Below are 15,176 nucleotides of genomic sequence, written 5' to 3' on the forward strand. Positions count from 1 at the left end.
ATAGAGAAGGGGGCTGTTTTACACATTAACTATTCATTACCGTTTAACAACGGTCTTCACTTCATAGCCGGCTTGACTTAAAGCATCAATTAAGTTATCAACATTTTCTTCATCCACATGAAGGACTACCCGGATGGCATCACGCAAATGGTAAACCAACATGTTCGACAGATTATGGTCAGCCGCCACCAAGGCGTCACCAATTTCTTCAATCACGCCTTTGCGGTCATCACTTAATTCAATGACTAAACTAGTTCCAGCAGTATAATAACCCGAAATATCAATAAAAGTCCGGAAGATATCTTTATCGGTAATAATCCCGACTAATTTTTCCCCTTCCATCACTAACAAAGAGCCAATGCTTTTATTTAACATGGTTTCAGCTGCTTCATCCAAGAGAGTATCTGGACTCACGGTAAACATATGCTTGGCCATGATATCGCCGACGGTCATCTTGTCTAACAAATAATTCATCTCATATTTGGACAAAGAAGAAGCATTGGTTGGTGAATTCAAATCAATTTCTTCTTTTGTCACCAATCCAACTAGCTTACCCTTAACCATAACCGGTAACCGATTAATGTCGTGGGCTTTTAAGACATCAACCGCTTTTAAGACCGATGTTTCTGGCGTTACTGTCACTAGATCTTGGCTCATATAATCTTTTACGTACATACTTATCCTCCTAAATAGGCCTTTTGCACTTGGTCACTGGCCAACAAGTCTTGTCCTGACCCAGACAAGAACAACTTACCACTCTCTAATACATAACCACGGTCAGCTACTTGTAAAGCCATTTTAGCATTTTGTTCAATTAAAAGCACGGTTGTGCCTTGTTCTTTAATGGCCTCAATAATCTTAAAGATTTCCTTGATAAAAATCGGCGCCAGCCCCATTGAAGGCTCATCTAAGAGCAAGAGTTTAGGCTTCGCCATCAAGGCCCGGCCCATGGCTAACATTTGTTGTTCGCCGCCCGATAAAGTCGAGGCATCTTGTTTAAGCCGGTCCTTTAAAATTGGAAACCGCTGATAAATAGTCTGATAATCCGCTTCAAAATTCTCCTTATCTTTGCGGAGAAAGGCCCCCATTTCGAGGTTTTCTTTGACCGTCAAATCCTTAAAAACATGTCGCCCTTCGGGGACATGGGAAATCCCCATTTTAACGATAGCTTGGGGATTAGTCTTAGTGATATCCTGGTTCAAAAATTGAATAGACCCTTCTTTAGGATGGATTAAGCCAGAAATCGTCCGCAAAATTGTAGACTTGCCGGCTCCATTGGCTCCAATTAGAGACACTATTTCTCCCTGGTTAACTTGCAGACTTACATTTTGTACAGCTTGAATCATGCCATAATTAACTGATAAATCCTCAATCGTTAGCATTAGTCACCATCACCTCCTAGGTAGGCCCGAATTACTTGGGGATTGGCTTGGATTTCTTTAGGACCACCCTGGGCAATTAACCGACCATATTCCAAAACAAAAATTTTCTGACAAATATCCATGACTAAGGACATATCATGTTCAATCAGGACCACCGTTAAATCAAAGTCAGCTTGGATTTGGGCAATTAATTGGGTGAGCTCAGCCGTTTCATTCGGGTTCATCCCGGCCGCAGGTTCATCCAAGAAAAGAATCTTAGGATGGAGGGCCAAGGCTCGGACTATCTCTAAGCGTCTTTGTTGACCGTAAGCCAAATTTTTGGCTTTTTCTTGACAAAGTTGGTCTAAGTTAAAAATCCGTAACAAATCCAGGGCTTCCGCCTTCAGTTTAGCTTCTTGCTGATAATGGTTTTGGGTCCGGAGCAAGGCGTGGAATAAACTTGGCCCTTGTTCACGGTGCATAGCAATTAAGACATTTTCTAAAACTGTTAAATCAGCAAACAAACGAATATTTTGGAAGGTCCGGGCTAAGCCCAAACCACTAATGACATCAGGATGCTTGCCGTTTAGCTTTTGCATTTTACCATCCACTTGTAATTCTACAGTTCCTTGGGAAGGCACATAGACACCGGTTAAGAGGTTAAAGAAAGTTGTCTTCCCGGCCCCATTCGGTCCGATCAGACCCACAAGGTCTCCTTGGTCAATATCTAAAGATACATTGGATACGGCGGCCAAGCCGCCAAAGTTTTTGGTTAAGTCCGTAATTTTCATTAAAGGCATTAGGCCACCTCCTTAGTATCTCGTGAATTTGTATTCTTAAATAAACGACCCACTTTAAATTCCGACGTGCCTAACAACCCTTGAGGTCGGAAAATCATAATTAAGATCAAAGCCACAGCATAAATAATCATCCGTAATTGACCATAATCTTGTAAGAATAAGTTTAAGAGGCCCAATAAGATAGCAGCGATGAAGGAACCAGTAAAGGACCCCATGCCGCCAAAGACTACAATAATTAAGATATCGATTGACCGGTTAAAGGTATAATCTTTTGGCGTGACAATCCCTAAGAAAGTAGCTTGTAACGAACCTCCAATGGCTGCAGTGGCAGCCCCCATTGCAAAGGCCATCACCTTATATTTAGTAACATTGACCCCCATGGCTTCAGCGGCAATTTCATTTTGTTCAATCGCACGCGTGGCCCGGCCCACAGACGAATAATTATAATTCAAAACTAAGATCGTGGTTAAGACTAATGCAACAAAAACTACCATCCAATTAGTGACGGTGGGAATACCCGAAATCCCGGCAGGACCATTGGTGATTGACCGCCAATTATTAATTAAGACCCGGATAATTTCGGCCACTCCTAAGGTCGCGATGGCTAGATAGTCTCCTTTTAAACGAAGGGTCGGAATCCCTACGAGTAAGGCCACTATGACTGAGATGACTACTCCCAGTAAAATACCTTCCAAGAGGCCTAGCCATGGATTAGCTGCGGCCTTAGTACAGATAGCAGCCGCATAGGCACCAATAGCAATAAAGCCGGCATGGCCGAGGGAAAATTGACCGGCAATCCCAAGGACCAAATTTAAACCAACCGCATAAATAATATTCAACATAATGGTCATTAAAGTAATCCGATAATAAGCATTAATGATATTGGCTTGAGTTAAGGCAAAGAGGATAGCAAAAGCCGCCACAATCAGCAAGAACCAGATACCATTTTTTCGATTCATTCTTTGCATGGGCTTCCTCCTATACTTTTTCCTTAACATTCTTGCCAAATAAACCAGAAGGCAGAACCAATAAGATAATAATCAAAAGGGGGTAAACGACCGCATCCTTATAATTTGAAAAACCTAAGACTGTCACCAGGGTTTCAAGAATCCCAATGAGGTAGCCTCCGACCATGGCGCCTGGAATCGAACCAATCCCGCCAATCACTGCGGCAATAAAAGCCTTCAATCCGGGGGCTGTCCCCATAGTGGCTTGAATGGAATTATAATAAATCCCCACTAAGATACCGGCAATCCCGGCTAAACCGGAACCTAAAGCAAAGGTAAATGAAATTACCCGGTCGACGTTGATTCCCATTAATTGCGCGGCCTCGGGATCGACTGCTACCGCCCGCATGGCCTTCCCCATTTTTGTTTTTTGGACAATTAATTGAAGGGCAACCATTAGAATCACAGTCATGACGACCACCAAAATTTGCTTAGAAGTAATTACTAAGCCAAATACCTTTAAGATAGTCACTTTGATTGGAGACGGAAAGGCTTTTACTTCTGGGCCTACAAAATAAATCATGATATTTTGTAAGAAAAAAGAAACACCAATCGCCGTAATTAAAGCTGCGACTCTAGTTGAATTTCTCAAAGGTTTATAGGCTACACGTTCGATAATTACCCCTAACAAGGAAGTAGCCAACATGGCAACCACCATGGCTAAAAATATATTGACTTGTAGGACAGTCACCAGATAAAAACCAGTGAAGGCCCCTAACATATAAACCTCCCCATGGGCAAAATTAATTAATTTGATGGTCCCATAAACCATGGTATATCCCAAAGCAATCAAGGCATAAATTGAGCCTAGGGCAATCCCATTAACCATCTGCTGCATAAATAGCTGCATGTTTTCCATCCTTTCAGTAAGCAAAGGTGACCCTAATTTTTATTAGGGTACGACATATAGGGGTGACGACAAGATAATAAATGAGGCTAAAACTTTGCTGTTCTATTCAGCGGTCACTTCTTCTGCCGATTCAACTTCTCCGCTAGTTAATTTAATCATAGTTGCAGTCTTGACTGGATTATGGTTTTCATCAATGGTGAAAGTACCCGTAATTCCTGGGAAGTCTTTAGTTTCAGCTAAGGCTTTGTTGACAGCTTCTTTATCAGTTGAACCTGCACGTTTGACAGCGTCTAACATAACATAGGTAGCATCATAGGCAAGCGCAGCAAACGTATCCGGTTCTTCATTATATTCTGCTTTGTAAGCATCAATAAAGGCTTTTACTTTTTCATCATCAGACTTGGTAGAAAAGTGAGAGGTATAATAAACGTCATTGGCATTTTCTGCACCTGCTAGTTCAACCAAGATATCTGAATGGTAACCATCCCCTCCTACAATTGGTTGGGTAATTCCCATTTCCCGGGCTTGTTTAATGAAGAGACCTGCTTCAGTATAGTAAACCGGTACATAAAGTACATCGAAGTCTAGGCCAACTAGGGTAGTTAAAACCGCTGAGAAATCTGTGTCACCTGTTTGGAAAGAAGCTTCAGAAGCAACTTGACCACCCTTTTCTTGGAAGGCTCCTTTAAAGGCAGCGGCTAAACCTAATGAATAATCATTAGCTTGATCAGTCACAACAACGACCTTCTTAGCCCCTAATGTATCCACCGCATAGGCAGCGGCAGCTTTCCCTTGATAGGAATCTTCAAAACTTACCCGGTAGAAGTAATTAAAAACATCCCCGTTATCCTTCATGGTCAAGCCATCTAAAGTAGCAGCTGGGGCTAGTGACGGTACTTTGGCTTCATCTAAGACAGACATTTGGGCCTTCACGTCCCCAGAAGTGGCTGGGCCAACCACTCCAACCACATCTTCACTGGCTAAACGATTCGCAACTGAGGTTGCTTCCGTCAGATCAGATTTATTATCGAATTCAACGTATTCAACCGTACTATCGAGCATTTTATTATCATTCGCTTGTTTAATGGCTAATTGAGTCGCTTTACTCATCATTGAGCCATAAGAAGCCGCTGGGCCAGATAATTCAAAGTTGCCTCCAATTTTAATCGCATCCTGAGCAAATACAGAAACAGGTGCAAGTAGGGTAACCATAGTAGCAAGACTGACAGTAAACTTTTTGAAATTCATGGTATTCTCTCCTTTTATACATTTATTCCCAATAAAATAGCCTAATTTAGATTTAACAATCTAAATTAGGCTTAAAGATTACTCAAGGAAGCTCTCCCAATCCCGCTTTAGATTGAATCATCTATGCGGGCAAGACTTTTAACTTAGCACCTCATAGACACAAACTGACGATGGTTTGTCGTGTTTGCATCTAATTGGAGTAGATACAAACACTATCTAATGATTAAGCTAAGTAATAATAAGACTTGATATTGTGTCGATGACTTCAACATGGAAATCTCCCTCTCAGACTATTTTTTTGATGATTTGATATTACAACTTTATGAGGATGATTGCAAGAGTTTTTTAATAATTTTCTCATAAAATTAATGGAAGATCTTAATATTATTTAATACTCCACTTTACTCATTCAAAAACCATCTACAGAATTGAGCTTTACTTTATTTTTCTAAATCATTTTCTAGTTCTTTAATCCTTCTGGCTGGCACGCTCCCCACCAAGGTATTATCTGCTCCATCTTGAGTCAAAACCGCCCCAACTATTTTGCGCCTTTATTTTACGGTCTAATGGGGAACTTTTACATTGAAACAGGAACTAAAGTAGATTGGAAAATGATTTTGTTCAGGTTTTTAACTTATGTTATTTTTAAATGAGACATGGTTCATAGATATTATGTAATCTATTTTTACTACGCTACGTAACCGCTATAATGGTACTGGCTTCAATGGGTCCTTGCCTCGCTAACCTTGCCTCGCTAACGCTCGTCCTGGTACTTTGTCTGTATTCGACTGAAATACAAAGACTAAGAACCAACAGAACCCAGCCGATTGGCTGGGTTCTTTCTTCAAGGATCAACGCCTCGCTGGCGCTCGACCTTGTAGTACCTCCGTAAGCGAACAAAACAATAAATTTCCCAATAAAAATAGCCTACCTGAATTAACAGATAGGCTTTCAAATCGTTTAGTACAGCGGAACCGCGTCTCGCTGACGCTCGTCCCGGTACTGTATTCGTAAGCGAACAAGTTCGCAACGAATCCAGCAATTAACGTTTTGAAAATTGAGAAGCTTTACGAGGTTTCTTAAGACCTGGTTAATAGAATTTTGATTTTTCGCTAAATCTATTGCTTACTATCGTTGATAATATAAGGTTTTGCATTTTAGGTTATGGCTAACAATTACCTATTTTTTTCTAAAAGTTAGCCATTTAAATGAAAAATCAAATTTTTTAGTTAAAGTTAGCCATTAAAAAAATAAGTCTATTCCCGTGCGCAAAGGTATGAAACTTTAATAGGCTGAACTAAATCCTTCAATTCCAATAATTGACTGATTGGCAGGTTCACTTGAATCAACTGGTTTTCCGTACAACTCATTAGTTGAATCCTTATTTGATGGAAGCTCCCATTCGAGCATAAAGTATTCACCGTCTGCATATTCATCTTGTAACTGATCTTCACTTTCAAACCAATATGCTGTTATAATACTATAATCTTTTTTCTATCCATACGATTTCCGGTTTACCAAATTCTTTGAAAATCTCCTTTAATTGTATATCTTTTTTAGAAAACATTTCATTTATTTTTTCAATAGTAAAATTCTTATAATTTCCTTCGTTTTTTTAATCTCGTCATATATTCCAAGGTGATTGTAGATGCATCCTCTATCTTATAATCAGACAAACTAATTTCCATCTTACTATACAAATTTTCATAATGAGAATCTTGATATGCAAGTATAGGTTCTTCAACTTTCAATAAAATGTTTTGAAGACAAAGCAGAATCGATAAACAAACACAGAATATTATTCTTTTTTCATATAGAAGCTCCTTATTTTAATACTTATTAATATTCATTTTTTAATACTAATTCATCAAATTTAGGAGATTCATATCCTACGAAATATGCACAAGGTTGTAAGAGACTAATATATTCTTCAACTTCAGAAGCGAAATCAACATATATTTTAGTCCCTTGTGGTACGTATTTATGATATGCAATAGTAATTTCATCTTTATATTTAGTAAAATGAACTTTTTCTTTCTCGGAAATTGATCTATAAAAATTCGCCTGACCTTCATAATATTCTATTTCTTTATCGAAAAATGAAAAGTCTATAATTTCTAATTTCATTTTATCTTCCCAAAATTTTATAATAAATTGAAATTCCGCTACTCTAGCGATGCTTCTTTCATCTTTTCTTTATAAAACTGATCAACTCCAATTTGCAATACATAATAACCATTACCAGCTAATAATTCAAGGTTATTTTGAGAAAAATATTTATCCTCATTAATAACCTTAATCGTAAAATTTTTATAATCAACAACCGCTTCAGTATCAGGAAAATCTTCATCCATTACAAATTCAATACTCTTGGTAAGAGGAATAGAATACATCTCTAGCAAATTTGTTATATCATCTTTATAAATATTTCTAAAAAATATCATTCCTGTTTTACCATTTCCATTATCAACAACATATATATAACGGATCTTCTTCATCTTCAAATTCAATAGTAATTGTATGTTGATCAGTAATTTTTGAAAATGTTTCTTCTTCTTTTTTATACTCATAATCTCTAACTTGAAAATGTGTCTTTAGGTTGTTTACTGTTTTATTAGTAGAATCAAAAATTTCTAAATTTTCATCTGCAAAAACTAAAGATGAAAATGAAAAAAGAACACATATATAAACAATAATATTTAATAATTTTCTCAACAAAAATCCCCCTCACTTAAATTTATATTTATTAATTAATACTTTTCCCCACAATCACAATATCACTCTTATAATCCTCAAAGTAATCAACTTTCGTAATTTCGTACTTAACATCATTGTACAGAATTACTTGATTTTCAACAATACCTTTTCTATGGTTAATAATAAAAATAATATCCCCTTCATACATGATAGGTTCATCACTCAAAATTTCCCTACCACCTATATGACGTACATAAGCCCATATTTGTTTACATTTAATTCTATACTTTTGTTCAATTACTAAAGTTTCATGGTTACGTACATTTACTAGTTCACATACTGTAATTTTTTTATCCTTTACAGTATACTTTTCTCTTTTTATGGAATAAATTCGATCATTAATCATATTAAAACCTCTATTTAATTAGCCCTCTTAGGCTGTACATGTAAAAATTCATTGTAGTGTTCAAACAAGCCAACATAAGCATCTAACAAACTTGCCGTTCCATCTATTCACATCTTGGGAGCTAGAGACTTCATAGGCTGTATATTACCGTTCACATCCGATTTCACTGCTGTATTCGTCAAACACCACTTTAATATAGGGTTATTATTGTAATTTATTTTCTTAGCTCCTAAATCAGCACCTAAGTTCTACATTGGTAAACTTAAAGTCCTAACTCCTTGTCTACACGGAACCATTTCAAAACCGTGACTTTCCATTTTTTCCACCCAATAAGTAGCACAATAAGGGTCATAGTATATCCATGCAGGTATTATCCCGTACTCTCTAAGCATTTCTAAATACCACGCTGTAACATCACTATAATTTATCTTATTCTCCTCACATAGGCGAATTAGTCCACGATTAAGCCATATATCATAAGGTATCTTTTCACTATGTACCCGCTGTTCAAAATTATCTCTCGGCAGCCAATACATTTGAGTTACAAAGCGTTCTTCACTTTTACTATCAATCATTGACAGAGTAGCGCACGTTAAGTCCGTTGTAAGGCTTAAATCAGCACCACCAATAGCATAACAGTTCTGAAATTGTCTTAAATCGAATGTTTTTTCGTTCTGTATGACATCTAAAGTTAACCACTTGCCACTAATGCTATCTCTAACATTGAAATCTTTAACTAATATTCCTCTTAAGTCTGTAGGATTAATTTTTGCTCTTTCTATTTGTTGTTCAAGATTTTCAACCTTCTTTATTGAAGCTAATAACGGATTAGCTTTAATCCACTTATCGAGTTCTTACCATTCTGTACGTGCATCTAATTCATAAATAAGCAGACTATAAATTGATTTTCCAAACTCCAAAAACTTCAACTAGTATTAGAGAGATACCACTTGATGATGAGACTATTTCCATCCTTAAGCACTGGAGAAAACAGCAAAACACAAGGCTGTTGCGCTTTGGTCAAAATAGCTTGAGTGATGACCAGCTACTATTTACCACACTTGATAATGAAGTACTGGATATTGACTACCCTAATCGGACTCTTAAAAAATTAATCCAAGATAACGGACTTAAGAAAATAACAGTCCATTCATTCAGATACACTCATTGTGTTCTACTGTTTGAAGCTGGGGCCAGTATCAAACAAGTGCAAACTAGATTAGGTCACAAAGACTCAAACGTGACCATGAATATTTATAACCATGTCACCAAGAATAAGAGTAATGAGACCGCAAGTCTCTTTGCTAATTTCATGGCAAAATAAAAACCATGGTCAAAAATAAAAAAACACCCATCTGCGGTAACAGATAGGCGCTTGAAACGTTGATATACCAACAACTAACGTTTTGAGAATTGAGAAGCTTTACGAGCTTTCTTAAGACCTGGTTTAATAAATCATTACTTTTCATTAACATTCATTGAATAAAGATAGCTAATTACCAAGCTTCTTCTACTATATATACGCTCATCAAATACCATCAAAAATCAAATTACGTATTCAATTACGTATTCAAAACATCGCTTGCCAGCGCATTAAAAATAAGCACAACTCTTTTACGGGTTGTGCTCGTTAAAATAGCGTATCGTTAAATTTCCTATGTACAGATTGTATTTGATTATACAACTCTGTATCTATTTGCTTTAAATTAGATATAATATTTTGGTCAACATCTGTTGAATAAGCATAACTTTGTTTATGCACTCTTATATAAGATGGACAATAGTGTAAAGAAAGTTTATTGCATTGATCTATATTTAGCTCGATATCATATTCACTTGATATATGTTGAGACTTTGATATTTTTGAGATTGGTAAAACGTTAAAATCACAAGGAAAATATTCTTTTTCGGCACCTATAATTAGCATAGGTCTAACTTTAAATCCCATGCGATTGGTGTTTGAGTTAAAATATTTAAACCTTACTTTAGCTATCGATCCGATATATTCTTTTGGATTAACCGACACTTACAAAATCCTCCTCAGCATCATCGAATTCATCGATATACATGTCGAATTGATGATCATAAAGTCTCACTTTCTCTGCGTCTTTTTTGATATCTTCAATATTTATTTTACAAGAGCCGCTTTCACCTTCAGCCAAACCAACTCTTGAAATTTTCCAAGCATTTTCTTCATGAGACATATTACGCAATGTCCAAGGTGCATATTTGCCATATAAATAAATAGTGTTATCGATTACATATTTTTCTGACTCAGATAATTGTTCATCAATTTGTTCGTTAGGATTATAATATTCGAAAAAGAACCTTAATGAAGGTAACACAGGACCATGTTTCCAACCTTCAAATTCTTCATCTATTATCGGCTCACCTAAAAAAGCTAAAGAAGTTTTTTGTGCAAAATACATTAATTTCTGCAATGTAATTTCATCATTATTAAAAGAAGATTTTGTGATTTGTTCATAGGAATATATTAGATATTTAGCAATATTCTGAACTTTAGCAGTCATACGTATCCCTCCTTTTCTTCATATTACCACAAATCGTACAATTTATGTTATGCTTTTGCAATACTTATATTGAATATTTTAAGCATAAAAAAATAAGCCTACCTCCAATTAAGGAAGTAGGCTATTTTTTATTTAAATTCTTTCACTTGATATTTTACGCCATTTATCTCAAAAATGCGGTCATCCTCTTTCTTGACCTCGTTTGGTTTCTTACCTTTAATCTTATCCACAATAGCTTGGATAACTTTTGGGTCATAACCATCTGCGGTTAATCGCTTAATTCGATCCACACCGTTACCATAACGGCCCTTGATAACTAATTGTGCCACCTCGTCATTAGATAGCTTGGCTTTCGGTGTATTGTCTGTCCCTTTATTAATATTAGCGATAATTTCTTGGACTGTTTTGCCTTTAGACATGTAATAAGTCACTTGGTTAATAAAGTAGTCTAAAACCGCTTTATATCCACCGTGTGTCTTAGCTGACCGTTCCGGACATGATGTCCCGATAGTTGATACATCATGATGTAAAGCGAATGTCTTACGGCTTGGTACGATGCCGTAATAGTGACAATCCTCGGCTACTTGGATAAAGGTCATGCGCTCATTTTCTAACCATTGTTGGTTATTTACTTTTAATTGTTCGCACACCTCGTAAGATAAGGCATACCGGTTATACTCCGGGTTAGCGCACGCCCATGCACCGCTATAAGTGTTTTCCACTCGGACAATTTGATCCCGATTAATGTAATAATGCGCAAATCCTTTTTTAGCATTTGAACCACTACGCTCACGCTGTAACCATCCAATATATTGCTGAGGTGTCATAGCGCCTGCATCGTTATGTATCACGATATATTTAGGCTTATTTCCATTAGAGCCTGCCACACCATGAAACAAGTCACGGTTGATAATTTGAGGCATTTTGACCATGCTATCATCCTCCTTTAGGTCATACTGAGTCAAGTTGTAGTCTTGGATAATTTTGATAATTTTCTTTGCATAACTAGGGTCTGTTGCATACGTTCCAGTGAGTGCTTCCGCTTGACCTTGGTATGTGGTAGCTCTTAGCACTTCACCATAATAATTGGCTCGCCATGGTGTGCTAGTGAAGAAATTACTGTGATACTTAACGAATTCTTCCATGCTAGAAAACTTAGCAAATTCAGCCTTAACCAATATGTATTTTGTTCCGTCCCATTCTTGGGTCAACTTGGTGTAGGTGTCACCAGACCATGGTTTGTTCGCTTTAATGCCACCATAGTTATGAGCATTGACGGCTAATTCAGACTTGCCATAATTGGACTCCAAACAAGCTTGAGCGATTAAAATTGAATTCAAGACTGAGGATTGATTGTGTTTGACATATAACGCTGAAATATCTTCAATAAATCCCATTTAGTCACCTTCTTTTATTAAATACATAAACAAAGCGATAACCAAAATGGCTATCGCTAGTTTAATTCCAATATCTTCCACCTATTCGGTCACCTTTTCACCGACTCGATAAAGTCCAGTGGCAGAAGCGCCATAAATAAGGCCCTCTACCCCGTGGATAAATAAGTCTTGGTCATACCATACCGCATAACATAACCCTAGGACTAAGCCTAAAAATACCGCAAATAATGGTACAAACTTAGTTGGGATATACCGTTTAAGTAATTCGGTTAAAATCACAGTAACAGGGATAATAAATAAATTAAATTCCATTACTTCATACCTCCATTAAATAGTGTTTTGATTTGTTCGTTGTTGACAATAACTTCATCCTCAACTTTGCCTAATCGTAACTCATGATCATCTAAGACCTTGTGGATATTATCACGGTCTTTTTGTGAGTCTCTGATGTCATAGGATAGTTGAGTGGTGGTTAATTCTAAAGCCCTTAGTGTTGTATTAATCTTATTCATAACCTTGTTAAAAGGCTCAACTACTAACTTAGCCAATGAGATGATCGTTACAATCCCACCGGCTACAGTCACCAACTGAATTAAGGTTGTGTTCATTAAAACACCCTCTCTATTAATAATAGATAATCGATATACTGTCTAATTCGTTTTCTGTATATTCGGATATTAGAAATTCATAAAACCCATCACCTAAATTAGCTTTCATGACTCCCATAGTAATAACGCCTACATTACCATTTTGGTCAAAAGTATAAACATTTCCTTTTTTGGACTTAAAGGCTACTGCTTTTTTTACATCATTTGGTACATACGGAGGAAGTTCTATCACAATACTTGTTTTATCTTCTCGCCTAGCCCTAACACCAGCAGCACGATATTTACTTAAATCAATTTTCTTCTCCCATATTTTTTCACTCATATACCAAGCTTCTTTCATTTCATCCCCGTCATAAAAAACTTGTTCAGTATTTCTAAAATCAATCACCGCCATAGTATCACGCCTTCACTAAATAAATGACATTAGCAGATTGGTTACTTGGTACAGAATTGACAACTTTCACTGTTACGCTTGTACCATCTGCACCTTTAGGACCTGTGGCTCCTCGTGGTCCTGTTGGACCTTGTGGACCAGGGTTACCTTTATCACCCTTAGCACCATCTGCGCCTTTCGGACCTTCCATTTTCCTGATTTCACTTAGCCTAGTTTCAAGATTAGCAATTTGGTCAATCGTGTGGGTGTGTGTTGCGCTTGCTTTATCGTCTAAAACATCTTGTAAACCGTTAATATCGGTAAGCTTGTGAGTGTGGTCTTTCAAAGCAATTTCACGACGATACTGTGAGTTGGTACCCAAGTTGTACCATGTATCATTTCTTTTGAAAACGATAATTCCATTCTCATTGACCCCCACTTCGGTCACGTATTCATCGTGTTTGTGGTCTTTGTCGGCTTTTTCTTCAACCTTAGAAGATAAAAAATTAATATTGTCAGTGATTCCAAGCATTACTCCTGGAATCACTTCTGTTTCAACCCATTCTCGTTTAGCATACTCCCCAAGTTGCCCACTCACATCAACGCTTGCTAAATCGTCTTTGGTTGCATAATTACTTAAATCAATCTCTTTGGCTTTGATTTCTTCGATTTGTTTAGGTGTTAAGTCATCGAATTTTAAAGGGTCGCCTTTAGGCCCTTTCTCGCCTTGTGGACCTTGTGGACCTGCTTCACCTTTATCACCCTTAGGTCCTTTTAGTGCTTCGAGTTGGTCTTGTGTAAACATGTCATAGGTGAAAGGTTTACCTTGTGGTCCAGTTTCTCCGGTCGGTCCAATTGGTCCTTGTGGTCCTTGTTGGCCGGTTTCTCCCTTGTCACCTTTTGGCCCTTTCATTTTAGCGATTTGCTCGTCCGTAAAGTGAACATGATATTGTCCAGAAGAAACTTGGTCTTGCATTTCATCTTTAATAGTTTCAACATCTGAAATTAAGTCTTTAATGTTAACATTAATCTTATCGGTCGCTTCTTTAATCAGACTGTCTTTCCCATAATTCTCAATAATATTTTGATCTTGATATTCAGCTGACTTAGTCACAATAAACAAGTTGGACTTATACCCACTCGGAAACTTAAATTTATCACCGATGATTATTTCCAGCTCATACTCGCCAGCAGGAACTACTTCCGATACTTTAAAAGTAACCGTATCATCACCAGCTACAGTAACCGGGGTTTCATAAAACTTCATCCCATTTTTAGCAATATAAGCTTTACCTTGTAAAGTTTTAAAAGTACGCCCATCGATATTACTTAGTAGTTGATATTTCAACAGTGTTGTATCACCTTGACGGATGATAGTATCGGTTGAACTTGTGCTTGATAGGTTCATCAAGCTTAAAATCTCACCATACATCTATTCACCTTCTTTTAAGATTGGTTTTAATGCGTTTAATTGTTTCAATGTGGTTGGGACTTGTTCAAGGTCAGATTCAAGGATAAGCTCTAAGTCTATCTCTTGCTCTAAATCAAGAATTTCTTCCACACCTTCGTTCGATTCGTCTTGTAAACTCTTAGACACTGGTAAAATCGCATCTTCCAATTTCAATTTATTCTTAAATAACTTAAATTTAAAAGAGCCAACCAGTTTTTCACTGGCCAGCTCACCTAAAGCGTTATTCAAACCGATTAACTCATAATTCTTCAACTTCATTTACTAGTACCTTTAACCTTTCTTTAGTTGCAGTTTCAATATCCACATCATCACTTGGATTAAATAACATCAAGTGACCACTGAATTGTTCGTTCGTGGTTTTCGAAGTGAATTTAAACTCCACTAAGACTGCGTTTTCGTAATTGCTATCTGTATTAATTATTTCCAT

22 protein-coding genes are annotated in these 15,176 nt (G+C 37.0%); 1 reads left to right on the forward strand and 21 read right to left on the reverse strand.

The window, feature by feature from the left end:
• Positions 1 to 36: 36 nt before the first annotated feature.
• From HMPREF9257_RS06650 to HMPREF9257_RS09665, 12 genes are all read right to left on the reverse strand, one after another.
• Complete coding sequence (locus HMPREF9257_RS06650) at positions 37 to 675, reverse strand: CBS domain-containing protein (RefSeq protein ID WP_006418848.1); 639 nt, start codon at positions 673 to 675, stop codon at positions 37 to 39.
• 2 nt (positions 676 to 677) lie between these two features.
• Complete coding sequence (locus tag HMPREF9257_RS06655; protein WP_006418825.1) at positions 678 to 1,382, reverse strand: ABC transporter ATP-binding protein; 705 nt, start codon at positions 1,380 to 1,382, stop codon at positions 678 to 680.
• Positions 1,382 to 2,161, reverse strand: coding sequence for an ABC transporter ATP-binding protein (locus HMPREF9257_RS06660; protein ID WP_006418955.1), 780 nt, complete (start codon positions 2,159 to 2,161; stop codon positions 1,382 to 1,384). Before HMPREF9257_RS06660 ends, HMPREF9257_RS06655 begins: the two co-directional genes overlap by 1 nt.
• Positions 2,161 to 3,129, reverse strand: coding sequence for a branched-chain amino acid ABC transporter permease (locus HMPREF9257_RS06665; protein WP_006418776.1), 969 nt, complete (start codon positions 3,127 to 3,129; stop codon positions 2,161 to 2,163). The genes HMPREF9257_RS06660 and HMPREF9257_RS06665 overlap by 1 nt, the downstream gene beginning before the upstream one ends.
• Positions 3,130 to 3,139: 10 nt before the next feature.
• A complete protein-coding gene (locus HMPREF9257_RS06670; protein WP_006418938.1) occupies positions 3,140 to 4,018 on the reverse strand; it encodes a branched-chain amino acid ABC transporter permease in 879 nt (292 codons plus the stop codon).
• A gap of 102 nt (positions 4,019 to 4,120) precedes the next feature.
• Positions 4,121 to 5,266 carry an ABC transporter substrate-binding protein gene (locus tag HMPREF9257_RS06675; RefSeq protein ID WP_006418940.1) on the reverse strand — a complete coding sequence of 382 codons (1,146 nt, stop codon included), beginning with the start codon at positions 5,264 to 5,266 and terminating at the stop codon, positions 4,121 to 4,123.
• Positions 5,267 to 6,550: 1,284 nt separating this feature from the next.
• Positions 6,551 to 6,676 (reverse strand): hypothetical protein, encoded by a 126-nt coding sequence (locus HMPREF9257_RS09535; RefSeq protein ID WP_006418739.1) that lies wholly within the window; start codon positions 6,674 to 6,676, stop codon positions 6,551 to 6,553.
• A 429-nt stretch (positions 6,677 to 7,105) separates the two neighbouring features.
• A complete protein-coding gene (locus HMPREF9257_RS06680) occupies positions 7,106 to 7,393 on the reverse strand; it encodes a hypothetical protein (RefSeq protein ID WP_006418765.1) in 288 nt (95 codons plus the stop codon).
• 38 nt (positions 7,394 to 7,431) lie between these two features.
• Positions 7,432 to 7,764 (reverse strand): hypothetical protein, encoded by a 333-nt coding sequence (locus HMPREF9257_RS09170; RefSeq protein WP_006418827.1) that lies wholly within the window; start codon positions 7,762 to 7,764, stop codon positions 7,432 to 7,434.
• Complete coding sequence (locus HMPREF9257_RS06690) at positions 7,733 to 7,981, reverse strand: hypothetical protein (RefSeq protein WP_040466780.1); 249 nt, start codon at positions 7,979 to 7,981, stop codon at positions 7,733 to 7,735. Before HMPREF9257_RS06690 ends, HMPREF9257_RS09170 begins: the two co-directional genes overlap by 32 nt.
• Positions 7,982 to 8,012: 31 nt before the next feature.
• Entirely contained in the window at positions 8,013 to 8,369 is a 357-nt protein-coding gene (locus HMPREF9257_RS06695; RefSeq protein WP_050782837.1) for a phage head closure protein, read from the reverse strand.
• Between the two features lie 248 nt (positions 8,370 to 8,617).
• The gene (locus HMPREF9257_RS09665) at positions 8,618 to 9,208 is read right to left on the reverse strand and encodes a terminase TerL endonuclease subunit (RefSeq protein WP_218015550.1); all 591 of its coding nucleotides are present in this window, start codon (positions 9,206 to 9,208) and stop codon (positions 8,618 to 8,620) included.
• Positions 9,209 to 9,270: 62 nt separating this feature from the next.
• On the opposite strand from HMPREF9257_RS09665, the gene HMPREF9257_RS06705 reads away from it, so the two are divergent.
• Positions 9,271 to 9,693: a site-specific integrase gene (locus tag HMPREF9257_RS06705; RefSeq protein WP_006418833.1), complete on the forward strand. Its 423-nt coding sequence runs from the start codon at positions 9,271 to 9,273 to the stop codon at positions 9,691 to 9,693.
• 306 nt (positions 9,694 to 9,999) lie between these two features.
• Here the strand turns inward: HMPREF9257_RS06705 and HMPREF9257_RS06710 are convergent, their stop codons facing one another.
• From HMPREF9257_RS06710 to HMPREF9257_RS06750, 9 genes are all read right to left on the reverse strand, one after another.
• Positions 10,000 to 10,395: a hypothetical protein gene (locus HMPREF9257_RS06710; protein ID WP_040466781.1), complete on the reverse strand. Its 396-nt coding sequence runs from the start codon at positions 10,393 to 10,395 to the stop codon at positions 10,000 to 10,002.
• A complete protein-coding gene (locus HMPREF9257_RS06715) occupies positions 10,385 to 10,900 on the reverse strand; it encodes a Panacea domain-containing protein (RefSeq protein WP_006418853.1) in 516 nt (171 codons plus the stop codon). The genes HMPREF9257_RS06710 and HMPREF9257_RS06715 overlap by 11 nt, the downstream gene beginning before the upstream one ends.
• Positions 10,901 to 11,028: 128 nt before the next feature.
• Positions 11,029 to 12,297 (reverse strand): glucosaminidase domain-containing protein, encoded by a 1,269-nt coding sequence (locus HMPREF9257_RS08825; protein ID WP_006418760.1) that lies wholly within the window; start codon positions 12,295 to 12,297, stop codon positions 11,029 to 11,031.
• Positions 12,298 to 12,378: 81 nt separating this feature from the next.
• On the reverse strand, positions 12,379 to 12,609 hold the full coding sequence (locus HMPREF9257_RS06725; RefSeq protein ID WP_006418845.1) for a hypothetical protein: 231 nt from the start codon (positions 12,607 to 12,609) through the stop codon (positions 12,379 to 12,381).
• On the reverse strand, positions 12,609 to 12,905 hold the full coding sequence (locus tag HMPREF9257_RS06730) for a hypothetical protein (RefSeq protein WP_006418761.1): 297 nt from the start codon (positions 12,903 to 12,905) through the stop codon (positions 12,609 to 12,611). Before HMPREF9257_RS06730 ends, HMPREF9257_RS06725 begins: the two co-directional genes overlap by 1 nt.
• A 16-nt stretch (positions 12,906 to 12,921) precedes the next feature.
• Positions 12,922 to 13,299, reverse strand: coding sequence for a hypothetical protein (locus tag HMPREF9257_RS06735; RefSeq protein WP_006418737.1), 378 nt, complete (start codon positions 13,297 to 13,299; stop codon positions 12,922 to 12,924).
• A 4-nt stretch (positions 13,300 to 13,303) separates the two neighbouring features.
• A complete protein-coding gene (locus tag HMPREF9257_RS09300; RefSeq protein ID WP_006418882.1) occupies positions 13,304 to 14,710 on the reverse strand; it encodes a hypothetical protein in 1,407 nt (468 codons plus the stop codon).
• The gene (locus HMPREF9257_RS06745; RefSeq protein ID WP_040466782.1) at positions 14,711 to 15,007 is read right to left on the reverse strand and encodes a hypothetical protein; all 297 of its coding nucleotides are present in this window, start codon (positions 15,005 to 15,007) and stop codon (positions 14,711 to 14,713) included.
• Complete coding sequence (locus HMPREF9257_RS06750; protein WP_006418768.1) at positions 14,988 to 15,176, reverse strand: hypothetical protein; 189 nt, start codon at positions 15,174 to 15,176, stop codon at positions 14,988 to 14,990. The genes HMPREF9257_RS06745 and HMPREF9257_RS06750 overlap by 20 nt, the downstream gene beginning before the upstream one ends.

This window comes from Eremococcus coleocola ACS-139-V-Col8 (genome assembly GCF_000183205.1).
GTDB lineage: Bacteria > Bacillota > Bacilli > Lactobacillales > Aerococcaceae > Eremococcus > Eremococcus coleocola.

What these genes read in the sequence shown, in the direction of transcription:
- HMPREF9257_RS06660 (WP_006418955.1), bottom strand. Translation starts at nt 2,161, where the DNA reads ATGCCTTTAATGAAAATTACGGACTTAACCAAAAACTTTGGCGGCTTG.
- HMPREF9257_RS06735 (WP_006418737.1), bottom strand. Translation starts at nt 13,299, where the DNA reads ATGGCGGTGATTGATTTTAGAAATACTGAACAAGTTTTTTATGACGGG.
- HMPREF9257_RS09170 (WP_006418827.1), bottom strand. Translation starts at nt 7,764, where the DNA reads ATGAAGAAGATCCGTTATATATATGTTGTTGATAATGGAAATGGTAAA.
- HMPREF9257_RS06695 (WP_050782837.1), bottom strand. Translation starts at nt 8,369, where the DNA reads ATGATTAATGATCGAATTTATTCCATAAAAAGAGAAAAGTATACTGTA.
- HMPREF9257_RS08825 (WP_006418760.1), bottom strand. Translation starts at nt 12,297, where the DNA reads ATGGGATTTATTGAAGATATTTCAGCGTTATATGTCAAACACAATCAA.
- HMPREF9257_RS06730 (WP_006418761.1), bottom strand. Translation starts at nt 12,905, where the DNA reads ATGAACACAACCTTAATTCAGTTGGTGACTGTAGCCGGTGGGATTGTA.
- HMPREF9257_RS06680 (WP_006418765.1), bottom strand. Translation starts at nt 7,393, where the DNA reads ATGAAATTAGAAATTATAGACTTTTCATTTTTCGATAAAGAAATAGAA.
- HMPREF9257_RS06670 (WP_006418938.1), bottom strand. Translation starts at nt 4,018, where the DNA reads ATGCAGCTATTTATGCAGCAGATGGTTAATGGGATTGCCCTAGGCTCA.
- HMPREF9257_RS06650 (WP_006418848.1), bottom strand. Translation starts at nt 675, where the DNA reads ATGTACGTAAAAGATTATATGAGCCAAGATCTAGTGACAGTAACGCCA.
- HMPREF9257_RS06750 (WP_006418768.1), bottom strand. Translation starts at nt 15,176, where the DNA reads ATGGAAATAATTAATACAGATAGCAATTACGAAAACGCAGTCTTAGTG.
- HMPREF9257_RS06715 (WP_006418853.1), bottom strand. Translation starts at nt 10,900, where the DNA reads ATGACTGCTAAAGTTCAGAATATTGCTAAATATCTAATATATTCCTAT.
- HMPREF9257_RS09535 (WP_006418739.1), bottom strand. Translation starts at nt 6,676, where the DNA reads ATGCTCGAATGGGAGCTTCCATCAAATAAGGATTCAACTAATGAGTTG.
- HMPREF9257_RS06725 (WP_006418845.1), bottom strand. Translation starts at nt 12,609, where the DNA reads ATGGAATTTAATTTATTTATTATCCCTGTTACTGTGATTTTAACCGAA.
- HMPREF9257_RS09300 (WP_006418882.1), bottom strand. Translation starts at nt 14,710, where the DNA reads ATGTATGGTGAGATTTTAAGCTTGATGAACCTATCAAGCACAAGTTCA.
- HMPREF9257_RS06665 (WP_006418776.1), bottom strand. Translation starts at nt 3,129, where the DNA reads ATGCAAAGAATGAATCGAAAAAATGGTATCTGGTTCTTGCTGATTGTG.
- HMPREF9257_RS06745 (WP_040466782.1), bottom strand. Translation starts at nt 15,007, where the DNA reads ATGAAGTTGAAGAATTATGAGTTAATCGGTTTGAATAACGCTTTAGGT.
- HMPREF9257_RS06655 (WP_006418825.1), bottom strand. Translation starts at nt 1,382, where the DNA reads ATGCTAACGATTGAGGATTTATCAGTTAATTATGGCATGATTCAAGCT.
- HMPREF9257_RS06675 (WP_006418940.1), bottom strand. Translation starts at nt 5,266, where the DNA reads ATGAATTTCAAAAAGTTTACTGTCAGTCTTGCTACTATGGTTACCCTA.